Origin of the sequence: Pseudomonas sp. Larv2_ips (assembly GCF_963879675.1) — a bacterium.
Taxonomy (GTDB): domain Bacteria; phylum Pseudomonadota; class Gammaproteobacteria; order Pseudomonadales; family Pseudomonadaceae; genus Aquipseudomonas.
Window position 1 is genome coordinate 1,021,779 of record NZ_CAWOAW010000027.1, and the last position, 17,796, is coordinate 1,039,574.

The 17,796-nt window shown below is 61.1% G+C and carries 13 protein-coding genes; 6 read left to right on the top strand and 7 right to left on the bottom strand.

Features of this window, described 5'->3' with window-relative positions; translation table 11 throughout:
* Nucleotides 1-5: 5 nt before the first annotated feature.
* Together ccoG and AACV02_RS21595 are read right to left on the bottom strand one after the other, a co-directional pair.
* Nucleotides 6-1,415, bottom strand: a complete 1,410-nt coding sequence (gene ccoG / locus AACV02_RS21590; protein ID WP_119741907.1) for a cytochrome c oxidase accessory protein CcoG — start codon at nucleotides 1,413-1,415, stop codon at nucleotides 6-8.
* A gap of 184 nt (nucleotides 1,416-1,599) precedes the next feature.
* Nucleotides 1,600-1,839 (bottom strand): DUF3203 family protein, encoded by a 240-nt coding sequence (locus tag AACV02_RS21595; RefSeq protein WP_119742811.1) that lies wholly within the window; start codon nucleotides 1,837-1,839, stop codon nucleotides 1,600-1,602.
* 123 nt (nucleotides 1,840-1,962) lie between these two features.
* Here AACV02_RS21595 and AACV02_RS21600 point away from each other — a divergent pair, with 123 nt between their 5' ends.
* On the top strand, nucleotides 1,963-2,478 hold the full coding sequence (locus AACV02_RS21600) for an MgtC/SapB family protein (protein WP_119741909.1): 516 nt from the start codon (nucleotides 1,963-1,965) through the stop codon (nucleotides 2,476-2,478).
* Here the strand turns inward: AACV02_RS21600 and AACV02_RS21605 are convergent.
* Nucleotides 2,467-3,477 (bottom strand): M10 family metallopeptidase C-terminal domain-containing protein, encoded by a 1,011-nt coding sequence (locus AACV02_RS21605; RefSeq protein WP_119741911.1) that lies wholly within the window; start codon nucleotides 3,475-3,477, stop codon nucleotides 2,467-2,469. The two genes, AACV02_RS21600 and AACV02_RS21605, sit on opposite strands and share 12 nt — an antisense overlap.
* 233 nt (nucleotides 3,478-3,710) lie before the next feature.
* Nucleotides 3,711-3,869: a hypothetical protein gene (locus AACV02_RS21610; RefSeq protein ID WP_164487928.1), complete on the bottom strand. Its 159-nt coding sequence runs from the start codon at nucleotides 3,867-3,869 to the stop codon at nucleotides 3,711-3,713.
* A 204-nt stretch (nucleotides 3,870-4,073) separates the two neighbouring features.
* Between AACV02_RS21610 and AACV02_RS21615 the strand changes: the two genes are divergently transcribed.
* The 4 genes from AACV02_RS21615 to AACV02_RS21630 all read left to right on the top strand — a co-directional run bounded on the left by AACV02_RS21615 (nucleotide 4,074) and on the right by AACV02_RS21630 (nucleotide 12,953).
* A complete protein-coding gene (locus AACV02_RS21615) occupies nucleotides 4,074-6,062 on the top strand; it encodes an alpha-1,4-glucan--maltose-1-phosphate maltosyltransferase (protein WP_119741914.1) in 1,989 nt (662 codons plus the stop codon).
* A 91-nt stretch (nucleotides 6,063-6,153) separates the two neighbouring features.
* Entirely contained in the window at nucleotides 6,154-9,501 is a 3,348-nt protein-coding gene (treS, locus tag AACV02_RS21620; RefSeq protein ID WP_119741916.1) for a maltose alpha-D-glucosyltransferase, read from the top strand.
* Nucleotides 9,498-11,735, top strand: coding sequence for a 1,4-alpha-glucan branching protein GlgB (gene glgB, locus AACV02_RS21625; protein ID WP_119741918.1), 2,238 nt, complete (start codon nucleotides 9,498-9,500; stop codon nucleotides 11,733-11,735). Before treS ends, glgB begins: the two co-directional genes overlap by 4 nt.
* Before the next feature lie 90 nt (nucleotides 11,736-11,825).
* Complete coding sequence (locus AACV02_RS21630; RefSeq protein ID WP_119741920.1) at nucleotides 11,826-12,953, top strand: GGDEF domain-containing protein; 1,128 nt, start codon at nucleotides 11,826-11,828, stop codon at nucleotides 12,951-12,953.
* Between the two features lie 3 nt (nucleotides 12,954-12,956).
* On the opposite strand, the gene AACV02_RS21635 is transcribed toward AACV02_RS21630, so the two are convergent.
* Together AACV02_RS21635 and AACV02_RS21640 are read right to left on the bottom strand one after the other, a co-directional pair.
* Nucleotides 12,957-15,143, bottom strand: a complete 2,187-nt coding sequence (locus AACV02_RS21635; protein ID WP_119741922.1) for a response regulator — start codon at nucleotides 15,141-15,143, stop codon at nucleotides 12,957-12,959.
* Nucleotides 15,144-15,315: 172 nt separating this feature from the next.
* Entirely contained in the window at nucleotides 15,316-16,167 is an 852-nt protein-coding gene (locus tag AACV02_RS21640; RefSeq protein ID WP_119741924.1) for a CAP domain-containing protein, read from the bottom strand.
* Nucleotides 16,168-16,665: 498 nt separating this feature from the next.
* Between AACV02_RS21640 and AACV02_RS21650 the strand changes: the two genes are divergently transcribed.
* Nucleotides 16,666-17,337 (top strand): GNAT family N-acetyltransferase, encoded by a 672-nt coding sequence (locus AACV02_RS21650; RefSeq protein ID WP_106577904.1) that lies wholly within the window; start codon nucleotides 16,666-16,668, stop codon nucleotides 17,335-17,337.
* 63 nt (nucleotides 17,338-17,400) lie between these two features.
* Here the strand turns inward: AACV02_RS21650 and AACV02_RS21655 are convergent, their stop codons facing one another.
* Nucleotides 17,401-17,778 carry a COG4315 family predicted lipoprotein gene (locus AACV02_RS21655; RefSeq protein ID WP_119741926.1) on the bottom strand — a complete coding sequence of 126 codons (378 nt, stop codon included), beginning with the start codon at nucleotides 17,776-17,778 and terminating at the stop codon, nucleotides 17,401-17,403.
* Nucleotides 17,779-17,796: the final 18 nt, after the last annotated feature.

Here is a 17,796-nt window from a genome sequence, read left to right on the forward strand (position 1 = left end):
AGACCTCAGCGGTTCATCGGCGCCACAAAGCGGCTGTCGGCCGCACTGTAGATCCACGGCTCATCCACGTCTGTCACCTTGAACCGCAGGGTCTGTGAACTGCTCGCCGGCTTGTCGGCCAACAATGCCACCGACACCGGCACATCGCTGATTTCCCCCGGCGCCAGGCTGAGCTCGGTCTTGCCTTGCAGCACGAAACCCTCGGCGTCCACCAACGCCAGGCGATAGTCCTGGCGCTGCTGGGTTTTGTTGATGACCTTGAGGCTGTAAATGTTTTCGATCAAGCCCTGGCTGTTTTCGCGAAACATGCCGCGGTCCTTGGTGACGTCGAGCGACACCATCGGCCGTCCTACCAGGGCCACCACCAGTGCGGCGATCATCACCAGCAGCACGGCACTGTAGCCGATCAGTCGCGGCCGAAGCAGGTGGGTTTTGCCGCCCTGCAGTTGATGCTCGGAGGTATAGCTCACCAGGCCGCGGGCATAGCCCATTTTGTCCATGATCGAATCGCAGGCGTCGATGCAGGCCGCGCAGCCGATGCACTCCATCTGCAAGCCGTCGCGGATATCAATGCCGGTAGGGCACACCTGCACGCACAGCTGGCAGTCGATGCAGTCACCCAGGCCGACGTCGGCGGGCGTCACGTCTCGTTTGCGCGGGCCGCGGTGTTCTCCACGCGCCGCATCGTATGAAATGGTCAGGGTGTCCTTGTCGAACATCACGCTCTGGAAGCGCGCATAGGGGCACATGTGCATGCACACCGCTTCACGCAGCCAGCCGGCATTGATGTACGTGGCCGCGGTGAAAAACAGCACCCAGAACAGGCTGACGCCGCCCATTTGCCACGTCAGCAGCTCCAAGGCCAAAGGGCGGATGGGCGTGAAGTAGCCGACAAACGTCAACCCGGTCAACACGCTGATGCCCAGCCACAAGGCATGTTTGGCCGAGCGCCGCGCCAGCTTGTTCAGGCTCCACGGCGCTGCGTGGAGCTTGATGCGCTGGTTACGTTCGCCTTCGGTGACCTTTTCACACCACATGAACAGCCAGGTAAACGAGCTTTGCGGGCAGGTGTAGCCGCACCATACTCGGCCTGCGAACACGGTGATGGCAAACAGGCCAAAGGCGCAGATGATCAGCAGCGCCGACAACAGGATGAAGTCCTGGGGCCAGAAGGTTGCGCCGAAGATGTGGAATTTGCTCTCGGCCAGGTCCCACAGCACGGCCTGGCGCCCACCCCAGTTCAGCCATACGGTGCCGAAAAAGGCCAGGAACAGCACCGCGGCGCCGGCTATGCGCAAGGTACGAAACAGGCCGGTAAAGCTGCGGGTATGGATCAGGTTGTCGCTGGATTTGGCCTTCACCTTCTTTGGGTGTATGGGCTCAAAGGTTTCCACGGTTGGGATTCTTTCGCTCATGGTCGTTCGCTCATCAGCCTCCATCAGGCGGATGAACTATGGACGCCGCTCTGTGTGCATAACAGACTCAGCTAGGGCGATAAAAAGCGGATCAGATGGGGTTCGTCTACAAGGCTGTGGCCGGTCGCTGCACTCCGTGGCGCCAGGAGCGCAGCGCCAATCAGCGCACATTGATACAGATCAATCAAATCACCGAATCACTGTCGGTCGCCTTCAAGTGTTTGCGTCCATCCACGGCGCCGGCGACGGTCAAAGCATCGGCTTCGGCCTCGGTGATGTAGATCCTGTCGTTATCCAGCGTCACAAAAGACATGGCTTTGAGGCTGTCGGTACTGACCGTCACCTCGGGCGCAGGCAGGCTGCGCTCCTGGCCGTTTTCATCGACCTTGAAGTAGCACGTCTGGTTATCGATACGTACAGGCATGGTGATCTCCTTTTCCATTGGCGGGTGATCATTAGGGTTCACCCGGTTGCCCGGCGTTCCAGGCAACTGACTGGCGGTCGCCGTTGTCCATGCTAGACCCATAATCACAAAGGACCGCTTTCCATGGATGCCTGGTGGAGCGAAGTGTGGCAAACCCTGCAAGCCGAATTTGCCGACATCGGCGATGCGAAACAACTCACCCAGATCACCGTGCGCTTGCTGATCGCCGCGCTGCTGGGCGGTATTCTCGGGTTCGAACGGGAACAGAAGGGCAAGGCGGCCGGTGTACGCACCCACATGCTGGTGGCGTTGGGCGCCGCGCTGTTTGTATTGGTGCCGCAGACGTCCGGCAGCCAGGCGGATGCGATGAGCCGGGTGCTTCAAGGCGTGATTGCCAGCATCGGATTTCTCGGCGCCGGCACCATTCTCAAAGGCAAGGAAGATGAGCAGGGCCAGCACGTCAAAGGCCTGACCACCGCTGCCGGCCTGTGGATGACTGCGGCAATCGGGGTTGCCGCCGGCATGGGCCGCGAATCGACAGCGGTGCTCAGTACCTTGCTGGCCTTGGCGGTATTCAGCGTGATGCCCCGGATCGTCAGGGCATTCGAGATTGAGGATGACCGCCGATCAGGTGAGTAGATCGTTTTCTTTGACCTGACCAAATATCTTTGCAACCAGCGCAGGCTCCCCCTGGTTGCCGGCAATCACCAGCACGCTGGCGTTGTGCGCACGCGAGTATTTCAACTGCATCTCACCACTGGCGCCGGATAACTGGTTGACCCAGTGCAGCGGTTTATTCAGTTGCCGGCGAATGCCGGTGACGTCCAGCTTGTCCCGGTCGGTGACAAAGTGCCTGATTTCACACGGGTGCTCGAGCGTGGACTCAAGCGTGTTAGTGAAACTGTAGGTCTTGGGGTGGTTTTTACAGTCGGACTCGTAGAGGTCCCGTCGCTGCCAATCTTCAAGATGCGCATATTGCAACGGCTCGGTCACCTTCCGGACCTGAGTGGCAATGTCGCAGAGGTGTTTGCTCTTAACCTGCAGGCTATGCATATAGTCCTGAATGCTCGTCAGGGGCGCGTGTTCCTGGCGGGAGAACGCGCGAACCATATCAAAGCGACTGCTCGGTGAGGCTTTCATCAAGCTGGCTTTCAACGCGAACAGCGCCGCCTCCACATAGCTGCGATAGGCGCCGACCTGCTCGGTTTCAATGGGACTCAAGACCGTGTCAAGCGAACCTTTGTTGAGTTGGGTTTCGATCCTGGCGAGGATCTTGATACAGGACGTTGCGTTGGGGCCGTTCAACAGGCACTTGAGGTTGTCGGGGGTCAACAGCCTGTCGATGGTGTTGAAGGTGTCTTTTGACTCGCTGGACTCAGGGTCGCGCATCAGGCGCTCAACGGTTTTGCGGTCCAGGTGGTCGCAGAGTTGCTTGAGCTGTTTTTCCAGCGCAGCCTGGTCGGCGGGTGCGGCTCCATCTGCACGCATCGGCTCGCGGGTGGTGTTTGGCGCCGACCGGAGCAGGGCGTCCAGCGCTTGAGCAGACACGCTCACGGGTGATGGCGGCATGGGGTGGGAATGAAGGTGGCCTGGGATGAGTTCGGCGCGGGCGCGAGACGGCTGCTGGATAATCGACATGATGAATCCTCAAAAACCAATCGGACGAGCGCTGGGGCCAGGGGCCTGGAAATGAAGTCAGCGCAAAATCAGTATGAGAACGATCACATCGGTTGGAATTAGGGCTTTGCCTTTCAAGTGAGTGGGAATTTTCTGCGTCAACGCCTGCTCGCGAGTCACGGTTCAACGGCCAGTACTGCGTCGGCAGTACCCGCCGTGCCTTGCGAGCGGACGCTGAACCTATAAGGATCTGGTCACAGAATGGCCGGCGGCTCGCTCGTTGGCGGTTCCTGCACCGGCGGTGGATCGTTTTCAGGGGGTTCCTGTTCAGGGATCGGCTTCGGCTCAGCGGGCGGTAACGTTGGGTCGTCGATGTTCGGATCGGGTGTTTCAGCCGGAATCGGGATATTCATCGGTGTGGCCTCCTTTGTGCTTTGCTCTTGCGGTGGACATCCGCCTGGGGGAATTGATTCCCCGCCCAATGGCGACATATCCACCTGAACTTTTCACCTGACGCCAGGCTCGGACCTATTACGGCCCTGCTCAGGGAGAGCGTTGCCATATCAGAATTCGGATCAAGCAAAGAGCGTCCACAGGGCGTAAGGGGAAGATGCTCGATGACTGCTGAAACACTGGCTCCAGACGATTCCATTTTGCCGCTGTCCCAGGCGTTGTTATTGCCCAGGATCGCTATCGAAAGTACCGCGCCCGTGATCGACGGCGGCGAGTTTGCCGTGAAAGCCGTGGTCGGCCAGCGCATCAATGTCACCAGCAAGGTCTTTGCTGATGGCCACGACAAGCTTGCCGTACTGATCCGCTGGCGCCCGTTGCAGGACGAAAGCTGGCACAGCGTGGTGATGACCGACGTCGGCAACAATGGCTGGGAAGGCGCGTTCACCGTGACGCAGCAAGGCCCCCACCAATATTGCATCGAAGCCTGGATCGATACCTTTGCCAGCTTCTGTTATGAGCTGCGCAAAAAACACGAGGCCGGCGTGCCAGTCAGCCTTGAGCTGCAGGAAGGTCGCGGTCTGGTGTTGCAGGCCGCCGAGCGCAGTGACAACGAGCTGCGCGATCGCCTGATGCTGTTGCACCACGAATTGTCCGGTTTGCTGGAAACCGAGCAGGTCGCGCAGTTTCTGCACGAAGACAGTGCACACCTGATGACCCAGGCCGACCACCGTGCCTACTTGAGCGTCAGCCCGGTCTATCCGGTTGATGTCGAGCGCACGGCGGCGCAGTTTGCCAGCTGGTACGAGCTGTTTCCGCGCTCGATCACCGACGATCCTGCCCGCCACGGCACGTTCAACGACGTGCACTCTCGGCTGTCGATGATCCATGACATGGGCTTTGACGTGCTGTACTTCCCGCCGATCCATCCCATCGGGCGCAGCCATCGCAAAGGCAAGAACAACTCCCTGACCGCCGGCCCCGATGATCCCGGCAGCCCGTACGCGATTGGCAGCGAGGAGGGCGGCCATGAAGCCATCCACCCGCAACTGGGCAGCCGCGATGACTTCCGTCGGTTGGTCAAGGCCGCCGCCGACCACGGCCTGGAAATCGCTCTGGACTTCGCCATCCAGTGTTCCCAGGACCACCCGTGGCTCAAGCAGCACCCGGGCTGGTTCAACTGGCGCCCGGACGGCACGATCAAATACGCCGAGAACCCGCCGAAGAAATACCAGGACATCGTCAACGTCGACTTCTATGCCGCCGACGCGATTCCGAGCCTGTGGACTGAGTTGCGCGACGTCGTGCTGGGCTGGGTGGAAGAGGGCGTGAAGACCTTTCGGGTCGACAACCCTCACACCAAACCGCTGCCCTTCTGGCAATGGCTGATCAGCGACGTGCGCGGCAAACACCCTGACGTGATATTCCTCGCCGAAGCGTTCACCACGCCTGCAATGATGGCGCGCCTGGGCAAGGTCGGTTATTCGCAGAGTTACACCTACTTTACCTGGCGCAATACCAAGGCCGAGTTGAGCGAGTACTTTGCGCAATTGAACGAATCGCCCTGGCGCGAGTGCTACCGACCGAATTTCTTCGTCAACACGCCGGACATCAACCCCGGCTTCCTGCACGAATCCGGGCGGCCGGGTTTCTTGATCCGCGCCGCACTGGCCACCATGGGCTCGGGCCTGTGGGGCATGTATTCGGGGTTCGAGTTGTGCGAAGCCGCGCCGGTGCCGGGCAAGGAAGAGTACCTGGATTCAGAGAAGTACGAGATCCGCCCGCGCGATTTCACGGCGCCCGGCAACATCATTGCCGAGATCGCGCAGCTCAATCGTATCCGCCGGCAGAATCCCGCGTTGCAAACGCACCTGGGGTTGAAGCTCTACAACGCCTGGAACGACAACATTTTGTACTTCGGCAAGCGCAGTGAAGACGGCAGCAATTTCATCCTCGTCGCGGTGAACCTCGACCCGTTCAATGCCCAGGAAGCCCATTTCGAGTTGCCGCTGTGGGAGCTAGGCTTGCCGGACGACGCCCAGACCCAAGGCGAAGACTTGATGAACGGGCACCGCTGGACCTGGTACGGCAAGAATCAGTGGACGCGGCTGGAGCCGCACATGCCGTTTGGAATTTGGAGAATCACCAGCTCCTGAAACCAGCCAGTCACCTGCAGGCGTCGACACACGGCGCCTGCTGGGAGCGTGTTCCACCAGTTGGTTTTTTCAGAATTTTCAGGAGTTTCCAATGGCGAAGAAACCCAAGGCTGCCACCTTTATCAAAGACCCGCTCTGGTACAAGGACGCGGTGATTTATCAGGTTCACGTCAAATCCTATTTCGACTCCAACAACGACGGCATCGGTGATTTTCCCGGGCTGATCGCCAAGCTCGATTACATCGCCGACCTGGGCGTGAACACCATCTGGCTCTTGCCGTTCTACCCCTCGCCACGCCGCGACGACGGCTATGACATTGCCGAGTACCGTGGCGTGCACAGCGACTACGGGACCATGGCCGACGCCAAGCGGTTTATTGCCGAAGCCCACCAACGCGGCCTGCGGGTCATCACCGAACTGGTGATCAACCACACCTCCGACCAGCATCCCTGGTTCCAGCGTGCGCGCAAGGCCAAGCCGGGTTCAGCCGCGCGCGACTTCTATGTGTGGTCCGATGACGACCAGAAATACGACGGCACCCGCATCATCTTTCTCGACACCGAAAAATCCAACTGGACCTGGGACCCGGTCGCCGGTCAGTACTTCTGGCACCGTTTCTATTCCCACCAGCCGGACCTCAACTTCGACAACCCGCAGGTGATGAAGGCGGTGCTGTCGGTGATGCGTTATTGGCTGGACATGGGCATCGACGGCCTGCGCCTGGACGCCATTCCGTACCTGATCGAACGCGACGGTACCAATAACGAAAACCTCCCGGAAACTCACGACGTCCTCAAGCAGATCCGTGCCGAGATCGACGCGCATTATCCCGACCGCATGCTGCTCGCCGAGGCCAACCAATGGCCGGAAGACACGCAGCTGTACTTCGGTGACAAAAAGGGTGACGACGGCGATGAATGCCACATGGCGTTCCACTTCCCGCTGATGCCGCGCATGTACATGGCGCTGGCCCAGGAAGATCGCTTCCCCATCACCGATATTTTGCGCCAGACCCCGGAGATTCCCGCCAACTGCCAGTGGGCGATCTTCTTGCGCAACCACGATGAATTGACCCTGGAAATGGTCACCGACAAAGAACGCGACTACCTGTGGAATTACTACGCCGCCGACCGTCGCGCGCGGATCAACCTGGGTATTCGTCGACGCCTGGCGCCACTGATGGAACGTGATCGCCGCCGTGTCGAACTGCTCAATAGCCTGCTGTTGTCGATGCCGGGCACGCCGACCCTGTATTACGGCGATGAGATCGGCATGGGCGATAACATCTACCTGGGCGACCGCGACGGCGTGCGTACGCCGATGCAGTGGTCCATCGACCGTAACGGCGGCTTTTCCCGCGCCGACCCGGCAAGCCTGGTGCTGCCGCCGATCATGGACCCGCTTTACGGCTACCAGTCGGTCAACGTCGAAACCCAGGCTCAGGACCCGCACTCGTTGCTGAACTGGACCCGGCGCATGCTCGCGGTGCGTAAGCAGTCCAAGGCCTTCGGCCGTGGCAGCTTGAAAATGCTCTCGCCGAGCAACCGCCGCATCCTGGCCTACACCCGTGAATTCACCGGCGAAGATGGCCGCACGGAAATCATCCTGTGCGTGGCTAACGTGTCACGCAGTGCCCAGGCCGCCGAACTGGACTTGTCGGCGTTCGCCGGCATGGTGCCGGTGGAGATGCTCGGCGGGAATGCCTTCCCACCCATTGGCCAGCTCAATTTCCTGCTGACCCTGGCGCCTTACGGTTTCTACTGGTTTGTGCTGGCGGCGGAAAACCAGATGCCGAGCTGGCATGTGGAACCGGCGCAGAGCATCCCGGACTTCACCACCCTGGTATTGAAAAAACGCATGGAAGAACTGCTCGAAGAACCGTGCCGCAGCACGCTGGAACAAACCTCGTTGCCCACCTGGTTGCCCAAGCGGCGCTGGTTTGCCGGCAAGGACACGGCCATCGACAGCGTGCGCATTGCCTACGGCGTGCGCTTTGGCGACCCGCAGCACCCGGTGCTGCTCAGCGAAATCGAGGTGAGCAGCGCTGGCCAGGTCAGCCGCTATCAACTGCCATTCGGCTTTCTGGGCGAAGACCAGTTCACCAGCGCGTTGCCGCAGCAGTTGGCACTCGCCCGTGTACGCCGTGCGCGTCAGGTCGGCCTGGTAACCGACGCCTTCAGCCTTGAGCATTTTATTCGCGCGGTGATCCATGGCCTGCAAGCCGGCACCGTGCTGAACACCGGCGAAGGTGACTTGCGCTTTGAGGCCACGCCGCATCTGGCCAAGCTGCAACTGAACGACGAATCGCAGGTGCGCTACCTGTCCGCCGAACAGTCCAACAGTTCGGTGGTCGTGGGCGAGAGCCTGGTGCTCAAGCTCATCCGCAAAGTCAGCGCCGGCGTGCACCCGGAGCTGGAAATGAGCGCTTACCTGACCGAAGCCGGTTACCCCAACATCTCGCCGTTGTTGGGCTCGATGGTGCGTCGTGACGGTGAAGGGCAAGACAACCTGTTGATGATTGCCCAGGGCTACCTCAGCAACCAGGGCGATGCGTGGGCCTGGACGCAAAATAGCCTGGAGCGGGCGATTCGTGACGAGCTGGCCGAAGCCATGTCCGAACAGGAACAGCACTACAACGCCCTTGGCGAACTGCAGGACTTTGCCGGTTTGCTCGGCCAGCGCCTGGGTGAGATGCACGCGGTCTTGGCGGCGACAACCACCAACAAAGACTTCAAACCCGAAGTCACGAGCGTCAAGGACACCCAGGCCTGGGCCAAGGACGTTGGCGCGCAGATCGACCGCGCGCTGCACTTGCTCAAGCTTCATCAAAGTCAATTGAACCCTGCCGATCAGGCGCTGGTCAGTGAATTGCTGACGCAGAAAAAAGCCATCGGCGCGCACGTTCAGGCCCTGGCGAAAGCCACGGCCGGCGGGTTGCGGATCCGGGTTCATGGTGACTTGCACCTGGGCCAGGTACTGGTGGTCAAGGGCGATGCTTACTTGATCGACTTTGAAGGCGAACCGGCGCGTGCGCTGCATGAGCGACGCGGCAAGCACAGCCCCTATAAAGATGTCAGTGGCGTGCTGCGCTCGTTCGATTACGCCGCCGCCATGGCCTTGAATGTGCAAGGTGTGGATCACTCGCCCGAAGCGGACATTGCCCGCAAGCGCGTGACCGACCGGTACTTGAGTGAAGCACGTCAGGCATTTACCCAGGCTTATCATCAGGCGACGTCTACACTGGCGCATGACTGGCAGGATGCCAAAGGCCAAAGCGCTGCGCTGACGTTGTTCAGCCTGGAAAAGGCCGCGTATGAAGTGGCCTACGAAGCGGAAAATCGCCCGACCTGGTTGCCGGTGCCGTTGCAAGGTTTGCACGGTCTGCTCGGCGGGCTAACACCTATATCGAAAACTGCACGCGGTGGGGAGACGTCATGAGCTTTACAAATAAAGAACCGCTGCAACCGAAACTGACTGCAATGCCGGCGTCCAAGGACGTTGAAGCACTGGTACGCGCCGAGCACCATGACCCGTTCTCGATTCTCGGGCCACATGATGACGAGCAAGGCGGCCAGTTCATCCGCGCGTTTCTGCCCGAAGCCCTGAGTGTTCAGGTGCTGGCGCGAGACAGCGGTGAGACACTCGGCAACCTGGACGCCAGCCCGGTGCCAGGTTTGTTTGTCGGCCACTTCAAGACGCGCCAAAGCTACCTGCTGAAAATCCAGTGGGCCGGCGGCGAGCAGATCACAGAAGACCCTTACAGTTTCAGCCAGTTGCTGCTCGGTGAAATGGACTTGTACCTGTTTGCCGAAGGCAATCACCGCGACCTGAGCAGTTGCCTCGGCGCGCAAGTGACCAGCGTCGATGGCGTGCAAGGTGTGCGCTTTGCCGTGTGGGCGCCGAACGCCCGGCGCGTGTCGGTGGTGGGTGATTTCAATATCTGGGATGGCCGCCGCCATCCGATGCGGTTGCGTCACCCCTCGGGCGTCTGGGAAATCTTCATCCCGCGCCTGCAACCGGGCGCGGCCTATAAGTACGAGATTCTCGGTGCCCACGGCATTCTGCCGCTCAAGGCCGACCCGATGGCGCTGGCGACCCAGCTGCCGCCTGACACCGCCTCGAAAGTCGCCGCGCCGTTGCAGGTGGACTGGCAAGACCATGAGTGGATGCAGTCGCGCGCCGACAAGCAGAAGCCCTCGGCGCCGTTGTCGATTTACGAGCTGCATGTCGGCTCCTGGCAGTGTGAGCTCGACGAGGCCGGTGAAGTCTCTCGCCAGTACGGTTGGCGCGAGCTGGCCGAGCGCTTGGTTCCGTATGTGCAGCAATTGGGCTTCACCCACGTTGAGTTGATGCCGATCATGGAGCACCCGTTCGGCGGTTCCTGGGGTTATCAGGCGCTGTCGCAGTTTGCCCCGACTGCGCGCTTTGGCTCGCCGGAAGATTTCGGCTTCTTCGTCAACGCCCTCCATCAGGCCAATATCGGTGTGATCCTTGACTGGGTTCCGGCGCATTTTCCGACCGATACCCACGGTTTGGCCCAGTTCGACGGCACCGCGCTGTACGAATATGCCAACCCGCTGGAAGGCTTCCATCAGGATTGGGACACGCTGATCTACAACCTGGGCCGCACCGAAGTGCACGGGTTCATGCTGGCCTCGGCGCTGCACTGGCTCAAACACTTCCATATCGACGGCCTGCGGGTGGATGCCGTGGCCTCGATGCTGTATCGCGATTATTCGCGCAAAGCCGGCGAGTGGGTGCCTAACCGCCATGGCGGTCGCGAGAACCTGGAAGCCATCGACTTCCTGCGTCATTTGAACGACGTGGTGGCGCTGGAAGCGCCGGGCGCACTGGTGATCGCCGAAGAATCCACCGCGTGGCCGGGTGTGAGCCAAAGCACCCATCAGGGCGGATTGGGCTTCAACTACAAGTGGAACATGGGCTGGATGCACGATTCGCTGCATTACATCCAGCAAGACCCGGTGTACCGCGCTCACCATCACAACGAGCTGAGTTTTGGCCTGGTGTATGCCTGGTCCGAGCGCTTTATCCTGCCGATCTCCCACGATGAAGTGGTGCACGGCAAGCATTCGCTGATCGACAAGATGCCCGGTGACCGCTGGCAGAAGTTTGCCAACCTGCGCGCTTACCTGAGTTTCATGTGGATGCACCCCGGCAAGAAGCTGCTGTTCATGGGCTGCGAGTTTGGGCAGTGGCGCGAGTGGAACCACGACCAGCAATTGGATTGGTACCTGCTGCAATACCCTGAACACCAGGGCGTGCAGAAACTGGTGGGCGATTTGAACCGCCTGTACCGTGAGGAACCGGCGCTGCATGAGCAGGATGATGCGCCCCAGGGCTTCCAGTGGCTGATCGGCGACGATGCGATCAACAGCGTCTATGCCTGGCTGCGCTGGAGCAAGGACGGCAAAGCGGTGCTGGTCGTCGCTAACTTCACCCCGGTGCCGCGTGAAGCCTACGCCGTCGGCGTGCCGTTTGCCGGGCGCTGGAGCGAGGTGATCAACAGCGATGCCGACATGTACGCCGGTTCCAACTACGGCAACGGCGGGGAAGTATTCACGCAGGATGAGCCACGTCATGGGCAGCCGGTGTCGCTGTCGTTGAATTTGCCACCATTGGGTGTGCTGATTCTGCGGCCGGAATCGCTTTAAGGTCACCCAGGTGCCGGATTCGGTTGTCCGCGCTGCTGGCAGGGTGCCACAATGGCGCCTTTGTCGCGGCAGTCGAAGCAGGCGTATTGAATGAACGGCCTAGGGCGTGGGCAGGACCAGGATGGTTTGATAGAAGAGTTGGTGCGAACCGACCGCTTGCATCAACTGTTTCGTCAATCCTTCGCCGCCATTTTTGGCAGTTACCTGGCCGCCGTCATGCTTTGCTGGTTGTGCTGGGACCGCTTTGACCACACCGTCATGCTGGTCTGGTTATCGGTGTTGGCAGTGACCTCGCTGCTGCGCGTGCAGATGTTCATGCAATGGTTTCGCTGCCCGAACAGCGAACGTACACCCGACCGCTGGGAGCGTCGCTACTGGGTGACATTGATGCTGTCGGCGGGTGTGTGGGGCATTGGCGCGCTGGCGGTGATGCCCACCGACGACCGCGTCTCCCAGGTGCTGGTGATGTTGTTCACCGTGGGCATGTCGGTCAGCGCCGTCTCGTGTTATTCCGCCTACCGTTACATGACGCTGGGCTCCATGGTCCTGGTGCTGTTCCCCTGTACGCTGTGGTTGCTGTTCCAGCCCTCGTCGATGCAAGTGGGTGTGGGCGTGGCAGTGCTGGTGTTCTCGACCTTTGTGGCGAGCGCCACGCGCAAATTGGCGGATGCCCTGGAAAAAGCCTTTCGCCTGACCCGGCAGATGGAGCGTGCGCACTCGATTTCCACGCGCGCCGCCCAGACCGACGAACTGACCGGATTGATGAACCGCCGCGCATTCTTCGAGCATGCCCAGGTGCTGTACGCGCAATGTCGCCATAACCAGCAGCCGCTGTGCGCGCTGATGATGGACATGGATCACTTCAAAGCCATCAATGACACCTACGGTCACCAGGCTGGCGACCAGGTCTTGCGCCAGATTGGCGGGGTGATCAGTGCATCGTTTCGCCAGGCCGATGTGTATGGGCGGCTCGGCGGCGAGGAGTTTGCGGTGTTGTTGCCCAATACTTCGCTGGAAACCGCACGGGCTATCGCCGAGCAACTGATCAAGGCCATCTCTGGCCTCGCCGCCGAACCGGTGCAGGGCTTGACTGCCAGCCTCGGTGTGGCGACGACCCGCAGCCTCGATCAGGACCTGCACAGCCTGATGAACACGGCCGACAAGGCGCTGTATCGCGCCAAGGCCATGGGCCGTAACCAGGTGGCGATCGCGGAGTAGGCGTCAGGCGCGCTGCATCGACTTGGCCAGCACGCGTGCCACTTGGTCCGCGGAGTAGGGCTTGGCCAGGAACTCGACCCCTTCATACCCACTGTCGGCCAATTCTTCGCTGTAGCCGGAGGTCAGCACCACTGGCAGGTCCGGCCGACGCTGGCGCAGCAGTTTGGTCATCGCCACGCCGGTCATGCCCGGCATCACCACATCGGAAAAAATCGCGTCGAAGGCCATCACATCCGGGCCGGCCAGCGCGAGTGCCTGTTCGGCATCGGTGGCCCAAGTGGTCTGGTAACCGAGGTCCTGCAGGATCTGGTTGGCAAAGCGGCCCACTTCGAGGTTGTCTTCGACGATCAGGATATGCCGCTGCGCGGTGTCGTGGACCAGCGAGCGGTCCTGGTGTGGCAGGCTGGCCTGCACCGTCTCGGCTTCTGCTTCGGGCAAGTACAGGGTAAACACGCTGCCTTGGCCAAGGGTGCTGGCGACGTCGACGTTACCGCTCGATTGCTTGGCGAACCCGAACACCTGCGAAAGGCCAAGGCCTGTGCCTTTGCCCACCGCCTTAGTGGTAAAGAACGGTTCGAAAATGCGCTCGAGGGTGTCGTCGGCAATGCCGCTGCCGGTGTCGGCCAGCGCAATCGCCACAAACGGCTGCTGTACTTGCGCATCGCCACGGATCAGCGGCAACGCTGCCACCGTGGCGACGCTCAGTGTCAGGGTGCCGCGGCCGTCCATGGCGTCGCGGGCATTGAGCGCGATATTGATCAGCGCGGTTTCAAACTGGCTCGGGTCGACGCGCACATAGCAGGGCAGGCGGGGCAGTTCGATCTGCACAGTGATACGCGCGCCGGTCAAGCTTTCAAGCATCTCGCCGATGTTCTTGACCCGCTCGCACACATCGAAGACTTCCGGGTTCAATGGTTGGCGGCGGGCGAAGGCGAGCAACTGGCTGGTGAGCTTGCTGGCGCGCTCGACGGTGTCTGAAACCGCGCTCATGTAGCGTGTGCGTCGCTCTTCGGACAGCCCCGGCTGGCGCAGAAAATCCACCGAGGAGCGAATGATGGTCAGCAGGTTGTTGAAGTCATGGGCCACGCCGCCGGTCAACTGGCCGATCGCCTCAAGCTTTTGCGACTGGTGCAACGCCGCTTCAGCCTGGGTCAACGCGGCGGTGCGTTCTTCCACGCGTTGTTCCAGGGTGGCATTCAGCTCGGTGATCGCGGCCAGGCCCTCGCGTACGGCGGCGTCGGCGCGCACACGTTCTATGTGTGCCCAGGAGCGCTCGGTGACTTCGCCCACCAGCGCCAGGTCGTACGGTGACCACAGGCGCGCGAATTTATGGTGCACGGCCATCAATGCAGTCAGGCGCCCATCCTTGATCAACGGAAAGCACACCGTCGCCGTCACGCCCAGCGACTGGTAGGCGGCGGCTTCCTCGGGGCTGAACTCCACGCGGTTGTCATTCACCACAAACGGTTCGCCTGCACGCAGGCACTTTACGGCCTGCTCGCCGAAATCCGCGAGGCTGTAGCGCCCGACAATACTCGGCGAGCCAGGTGCGGCCCAGTTGTCGCGGATGGTAAAGCTGTCTTCGTCGGCTTCCATGTCGGCGTAGGCGCAGATGGACACGCCCATGTGCTCGGCGAGCAGGCGCGTGGTGAGGGTCATGATGGCTTCGGCGTCGGTGGCGTTGGCCACCGCGCTGCCAATCGCATCCAATACGGCCAGGCGTCGGCTGAGGAATACCGTTGCGGTGGTTTCGGTGACGGTATTGAGCATGCCCACGACTGCGCCCAACGGGTCGCGCACAGGGCTGTAGCAAAACGTGAAATACGATTGCTCCGGGCCGTTGCCACGTTCAATCACCAGCGGGAAATTCTCGATATAGGTCGCGTGGCCCTCAAAGGCCGCGCGGGCGATGGGGCTTACTTCATCCCAGACTTCACGCCAGGTTTCACTGAACGGGCGGCCCAACGAGTAGGGTTTATCGCCAAGAATGGGGACAAACGCATCGTTGTAGAGCGTGATCAGGTGTGGTCCCCAACTGATGGACTGGGGGAAGCTTGAGGCAAAGCACAGCGCGACCGTCGTTTTGAGTACGTCGGGCCAGTCTTCCAGCGGACCCAATGGCGTACTCGCCCAATCATGCTGACGCACGCGTTCGGCCATGTCGCTGCTGCCTTGCAGCCAATTCATCATTGGGAGAACACCTTGTTTGCCAGAGTCTTCAGCGCGCCTGAACATTCATGGCACCCAGCTACAGACACGGTTGATCGTTAGCAGTTCAGCGCAATTATCAATGAGATGGCACTTTGATGTCTTATCCATTTGAATAGGTGTGCTTGGGCCGGGTTGGGCGCTTGCCCAACCGCTATTGCGTGCCGAATAAACCGGTCCAGTAGATGCCCGCATCACTCTTGGGGTCCATTGCATAAGCGGCGCCCAACTCGCGAAATTGCGGGTTCATCAGGTTGGCGCAGTGCCCTGGGCTGGCGAGCCAGCCATCCACCACCTTGCGCGGCGTGTCGAGGCCGGCGGCAATGTTCTCGCCGATGTTTTTCGCGATATAGCCTGCCAGTTCAGCGCGATCGCCCGGGGTGCGGCCGTCGTGGTCCAGGTGGTCGAAGAAGTTGCCGTTGGCCATATTGCGGGTGTGGCTGTTGGCGGCGCTGGCCAGGTCGTCGTTCCACGACACGGGCGTGGTCGCGGCAAATGCCTGGGTGCCGCACTGGCGCGGCTGTTCACGGGCGGCGTTGATCAGGTTGAGCAACTGCCGGCCTTCGGTCTGCCAATCACCCAAACCACTGGAGAGCAGGGGGCGGGCAAGCACAATGCGCCAGTCCTCGCCGCTGTTGCTCACGCCGATGTCGACAAATTGCGGGTCCAGCACTACGCGGCAGAAACTTTCCCGCACCGCCTTCATGGCCGCCTGGGCATCCTTGGGCCCCGACAGGCTGATGGCTTGCACGTTGACCATCGGGTACGCAGCCCGCGCGAGCGCTTGCTGCAAATCGCCGACATTGGTGGCCGGCAGCACCAGCCGTGTGTCGCTGGCCAGCGGTGGCAGTTCCTGTGAACCCTGGTCACCGCAGCGCTGCACCTGGCTGCGGTACTGGTTGATCTGTTGCACCAACTGACTTTCTTCATTCGCCATCGCGCTGGCGCAGAACGCCAGACTGGCGGCCAGCGTCGTAAAACCCATCATCAATGACAGAACGCGCATGGACGTTACCCTTGAGCTTGAAAGTGCCCATGATGCGCGATGTAACCCGGTCTGGCGCAACGCCTTTTTTGTTTTTTTGCCTCAACGGGTGTTCTGCGCGCCGTTCACGGCGTTGTGGCGGCGCCAGGCGAAGCGGCGTGCGAGGATGATCGGCGCCAGTGCCACGGCAAAGGTCACGAGCAGGCCATTCGCCACGCTTTGCGCGGTTGCGTGGGTTATATCGGGCTGGCCCAGACAAATACTGCGCCCAGGGCCGAGGTGCCGGCTGATCGCCCGCGTGCCCGGACGCTACACCGCCCACCAGCGCGATGGGCTGTACCGCGTTGCGCTGCCGCTGACGCGTGCGTCGTTTACCGTGGCCATGCGCTGACACCCGCGGCCGGATGCCGACCTGGCCCACCGTGGGTTGCGCGGTTGTTTACGCGAGCTGTGCGGGCAATAAACGCGCAGCAGCAGGTACAATCGCCGCTGCCTTGACGCGAAACCCCAGGAATTTGCATGTTCAGCCTTACCCGCTACACCGCGCCGTGCCCCGAGCCGATCACCAGCCAGATCCTGCAGATGGTGGTGGATAACCTCACCGATATCAGCAGCGTCGCGCTGCCGCCCAGCAACCTGCTCTACAACATTTACCAGTACACCACCGGCTTTGAGGTGCACCTGTACCTGCAAGCGCTGGATGGCTCGAAGGGCATCGCCGTTGAACTGGTGGTGGCGATGGAGGAGGACACGCTGGTCGGCTTTTGCCTCTATCTGCCGGTCAAAGACGACCCTCAAGCCTGCGGTATCGCGTTCATGGCAGTGCAGGCGGGTAGGCGGCGCCAGGGTGTGGCGCGCGCAATGATGCAGGACGTGCTGGCGCGTTATCCCCACGCCGAGTTGGCGTGTGCCGTGGAAAAGGTCCCGGCGTTCACGGCCATGGGCTTTCAGGTACGCGGTGCGCGCGACACGCAGGTGCTGATGAACACGCGCGATTACGGCACTGACGGCCTGATGGGCGTGCTGGATGTGGCGGCGATCTATCGCTCGCTGGAAGTGCGGCAGATTCATACCTACCTGCTGCAAAAACACGGCAAGCGCGCCATGGTGGATGCCGAGAAGCAACGCGACCGCCATCTCGATCAGCTGGCGCGCAAGGTGCGACTATATGTGAATGAGCACTTGGCGTGAAAAGGCCAACCGGTGGCGAGGGCGTTTTCCCTCGCCACCGGTACGCTGCATTGGCCTCACACCTTATGGCTTGGCCAGGTTCCAATTACCGCCAACGCCGTCACCGGTGATGTCGCCCGGTTTGCTGTCCTTGACCCAGGTGTACAGCGCCTGGCCTTTGTAGGCCCATTGCTTGCTGCCGTCATCGCGGGTGATCACGCTGTAGCCGTCGGCATCTTTCGCGGTGGCCTGGGCAGTGAACGCGGGCCAGTTGGCCAGGCATTGGCCGTTGCACGCCGATTTGCCTGCGCTGTCTTTAGCGAAGGTGTAAAGGGTCATCCCCTTGCTGTCCACCAGCACTTTGCCCTTGGCGCTGTCGGCCACGTTGGCTGGAGCGGCGAAGGCCGTGGAAGCCGCACAGGCAATCAGGACGGCAGCAGCGAGGGAGAGTTTTTTCAGCATGACGAGCTCCTGGGTGTT

What these genes read in the sequence shown, in the direction of transcription:
- AACV02_RS21595 (WP_119742811.1), bottom strand. Translation starts at nt 1,839, where the DNA reads ATGCCTGTACGTATCGATAACCAGACGTGCTACTTCAAGGTCGATGAA.
- AACV02_RS21615 (WP_119741914.1), top strand. Translation starts at nt 4,074, where the DNA reads ATGACTGCTGAAACACTGGCTCCAGACGATTCCATTTTGCCGCTGTCC.
- glgB (WP_119741918.1), top strand. Translation starts at nt 9,498, where the DNA reads ATGAGCTTTACAAATAAAGAACCGCTGCAACCGAAACTGACTGCAATG.
- AACV02_RS21605 (WP_119741911.1), bottom strand. Translation starts at nt 3,477, where the DNA reads ATGTCGATTATCCAGCAGCCGTCTCGCGCCCGCGCCGAACTCATCCCA.
- ccoG (WP_119741907.1), bottom strand. Translation starts at nt 1,415, where the DNA reads ATGAGCGAAAGAATCCCAACCGTGGAAACCTTTGAGCCCATACACCCA.
- AACV02_RS21630 (WP_119741920.1), top strand. Translation starts at nt 11,826, where the DNA reads ATGAACGGCCTAGGGCGTGGGCAGGACCAGGATGGTTTGATAGAAGAG.
- AACV02_RS21650 (WP_106577904.1), top strand. Translation starts at nt 16,666, where the DNA reads ATGTTCAGCCTTACCCGCTACACCGCGCCGTGCCCCGAGCCGATCACC.
- treS (WP_119741916.1), top strand. Translation starts at nt 6,154, where the DNA reads ATGGCGAAGAAACCCAAGGCTGCCACCTTTATCAAAGACCCGCTCTGG.
- AACV02_RS21640 (WP_119741924.1), bottom strand. Translation starts at nt 16,167, where the DNA reads ATGCGCGTTCTGTCATTGATGATGGGTTTTACGACGCTGGCCGCCAGT.
- AACV02_RS21610 (WP_164487928.1), bottom strand. Translation starts at nt 3,869, where the DNA reads ATGAATATCCCGATTCCGGCTGAAACACCCGATCCGAACATCGACGAC.
- AACV02_RS21635 (WP_119741922.1), bottom strand. Translation starts at nt 15,143, where the DNA reads ATGATGAATTGGCTGCAAGGCAGCAGCGACATGGCCGAACGCGTGCGT.
- AACV02_RS21600 (WP_119741909.1), top strand. Translation starts at nt 1,963, where the DNA reads ATGGATGCCTGGTGGAGCGAAGTGTGGCAAACCCTGCAAGCCGAATTT.
- AACV02_RS21655 (WP_119741926.1), bottom strand. Translation starts at nt 17,778, where the DNA reads ATGCTGAAAAAACTCTCCCTCGCTGCTGCCGTCCTGATTGCCTGTGCG.